The organism is Alteromonas sp. S005, from assembly GCF_036864475.1.
Lineage (GTDB): Bacteria > Pseudomonadota > Gammaproteobacteria > Enterobacterales > Alteromonadaceae > Alteromonas.
Genome location: NZ_JAZETN010000033.1, coordinates 1 through 3,329 on the forward strand (window position 1 = coordinate 1; position 3,329 = coordinate 3,329).

A 3,329-nucleotide genomic window follows, 5' to 3' on the forward strand; every position below is an offset into this window, starting at 1 on the left:
TTTACAAACATGACCTGCGGTAGTCGTCTAAATCCAGTGTTTTCAGAAGGGGGATGAAAGTTATCAAGAGGTTCAAACGTTTCTAACAACTTATCATGAACGGTAGTTTTACCATGCCCAGAGCGCCCCATACAAAGCATGGCAGTACCAGCGTCTATTAGAGTATTTGGAGCAGGCAAGTCTTTTACCGAAACCTCGCCGTTTTCAACTAAGTTGAGATATTTATCGTAATCGTCTGTCTTAGGGTGGCGATTGAGATAACCAATAAGGATCATGTGATGAATTTGATTATACAAATCAAATGTATACTCTGGCGGAACATAAAATCGTTTAGCCAAACCAACACGTTTGATACCGTTTGATAATGTAGAATAATTGGGAGTAATATCGTCCCTTGCCGATAGTCGAGATATCAATTCAGATTCAGTTAGCTTCAGCATCTGAAGCGATGTAATAAATGGATTATCATCAATCCATTTTTCAAGCAGAAGGGTCGCTTCAGTCATCACTGCCTCCTTCACTATTTAACGATGGAGTATCAAAGTAATCTGCGGATGAATCAATTGCACTAGTGCCAAACACATTTCGAGTTTCAATAACATCTCTGGCGTTTTCTGATTTCTGTGCTTGCCTGAAGTTGTCCTGTATTCCGGCAACTATGCCTTTGCGGTCTGGAGGTCTGGTAGAAGTGTTTTCGTTTGATAACTCACGTTCTTCAGCTATCGATGTTTGCAAGGCAACGTTTGCCATTCTTCGGTCTTTACGATTGATAGACATCCTTTGCTTTTCGATTTGTTTTTGCTGCTTAATTTCTTCAGCAGTTAGGTCTTCAAACCTTTCATCATGCGACGCCAGTGTGAATTCGATGATTTCCGTACCAAACTGTTTTGATAAGTACCATGCGTAACGCGGGTCATCCTTGTTTACACGCACTTTTATTGAAGGCTTCGCCTGACCACTAAATCTGATCTTTTGTTGCCAATCTTGGAAGCCTTTGTGGGATGTTCTATATGTAAGCTCACTCGATAAAATGAGTATACCGTCGATGGATACTTTTGCTTCCTCTTGTTCCAACATCGCGTACATCACTAGTTTTTTGGGGCGACGATTTCCAGAAGCCATTCTTTTAGAAATGTGTTTATTCCATAGCGCTAAAGGCGTCGGCTTAACACCTTCAAACACATCAAAAGATTGTAACCGTGTGTGGTTCATTCTTTGACGATTAAACGACAAAATCGATTCAATAATTAGTCGATTTAACGAGTCAATATCATGTATGGCGAAGTTTGAAGGGTGAACGGCATCTTTTGCAGGATTCGGCTTTACACTCCCGTCCAATCGCTGAAACAGAATTTTGTCTTGAGAATCAAAATTTACCTCTACAGTCCCCTTTTTTTTACTTAAGTAAGAAGTTGCAAAGGTAATGGTTTCTAATTTCAAGTCTGCTGCCAGCATGTCATCATAAAGACTAGTGGTATATTCTCCCCCTCTATCGCAGAACAACCTTACGCATACGTGTTGGCAAGGCCAATCATCTTCGTCGATTTGAATTCCGTACCTTGCACAAAAATCAACTTTATTCGTAAAAGCATTGTAAAGTGCTTTTTTGACTGCGGAAACGCCGCGCTGATACGTAATGCAATAACCTACGATAACCCCCGAAAAGGTATCAACTACGAAGTACAAGTACGGGCGACCAATCACCTCTTTAGCTGTATAATCGCCCCTGCTGTTGATTCTCGATACCACGTAAATATTCAGTGTAGTGGCATCAATTTCATATGTGTCACTTGGCCCAATAGAGTTTTCTTGTGCTTTACCACGTGTAATGTCTTGATTATTTTGAACTGCCTTTACACTCGTTTTAAGCTCTTCCCACTTCTTCCAATCTACATGCTTTTGAAAGTGAGCCGTAAATTGATCAATAGAAATATACTTACGAAAGTCAAGGTAGCGCTCTTTACGTCCATATACGTCAGCCGATGAATAACAAAGGCGTTGGCAAAACTCGCTATGTAACGAAGTATATTTGTGGTCAGAAACTTTAGATAAATGCTTTTTTATGAATTGTTTAATTCGCTTTATGTCTTCTTGCGTAGCATCTCGTCTTAAATATTCGTCGGAATCGCCTTTTGCGCCAATAAACGTTCCACCTCGTTTAGCTCTCTTCGCTTCAGCCTCTTCACTATTTAAAGGTAACTTTCGATTAGTTCCACAAAGATACGTTAGTGGTAATAGCGCTAAAGGGTGAGAACCAAATGCTAAGTATTGATTGAGATAGTTATATAGCGACTGAGGGGTTATATTGGCTTGCTTGGCGTAAGCATCAAAAGATTTTCTGGATAAATCGCCTTTGATATATAACTCTATGTCATTAGATTCGATTAGTGGTCTTATTTTTGAGTATCTCTCATACGCCGTGGCTACACGACTTTCTGTGGCAGACAAATAATGTCTAGACGAACTAAACGTATTAGGCGTTCTTTCAAACATGTCCCATGCACGCCCTTCGATATCTTCGCCAACCTTAACCAGAATAGGCTTAATAGGTTTTTTACGTTGTAGAGATAGCGCAACTACTTTTGATTCAGGAAAAGTATACGCAACGGTATATTCGAGTTCTTTCTCATCTGTATTTTTAGCTTTTATGATTTCGTTAATTGAGTAATCAAATGCCTCTTCTGTCGGAAGACCTACCATTCCCATGCGTAGTCCTCCTTAGCATTAAAGACAAAACTTGCATCAGCGAGCGGACGAAATAGGTCTACCTGTATGCCTTTATGCCAGATGAGATACCAAAATACGCCGTATGTTTTTTCAAACGAGATAGACATTTTTTTGGATACCAATAAAACCAAATCTGCCAATCGATGACGCTTTCTACCAGTAAGGAATTCTAAAAAATGAACTTGAAAAGACTTAAGAATAATATGGGGAACATCAAGGTTACGATGCCTTCTAGCTATTGCAAGATTTTTGACTAAGTTCGGACTCAACGTCCAATGTGAAGATGTAATTAAACGATACTCTTGCTGCTTTTCATCTTCCCAATAAGCTTGTTCGATTTTCAGTTTATCTTGTGTGCGGCCAGTAACAGCATCACCACTATCTACTATAAGCACTTCATCATTGTATTTTAACGAGACAGCAATCTTTTTTGTTTCACCTGTCATAATATCGACATATTGAAAACAGAAATCTGTAGTCATGATAGATGCTTGATACCCTTGATTAGCATCTTTTACCAATCCACGTTTTGGTGCAAAACGGGGATGGGCGATATTCAGACGAGACGCAACCGCTAATGTTGTATCAACATCTATTAAAGG

At 39.6% G+C, this 3,329-nt stretch carries 3 protein-coding genes; all 3 read right to left on the reverse strand.

Features of this window, described 5'->3' with window-relative positions; genetic code table 11:
• Positions 1-506: hypothetical protein (locus V7R55_RS19330; protein ID WP_334060987.1), on the reverse strand; the 506-nt coding region annotated here is incomplete at its 3' end.
• Positions 499-2,706: an integrase catalytic domain-containing protein gene (locus tag V7R55_RS19335; protein WP_334060988.1), complete on the reverse strand. Its 2,208-nt coding sequence runs from the start codon at positions 2,704-2,706 to the stop codon at positions 499-501. The genes V7R55_RS19335 and V7R55_RS19330, both read right to left, overlap by 8 nt.
• On the reverse strand, positions 2,694-3,329 hold a 636-nt coding region (locus V7R55_RS19340), incomplete at its 5' end, for a TnsA endonuclease N-terminal domain-containing protein (RefSeq protein WP_334060990.1). The genes V7R55_RS19340 and V7R55_RS19335, both read right to left, overlap by 13 nt.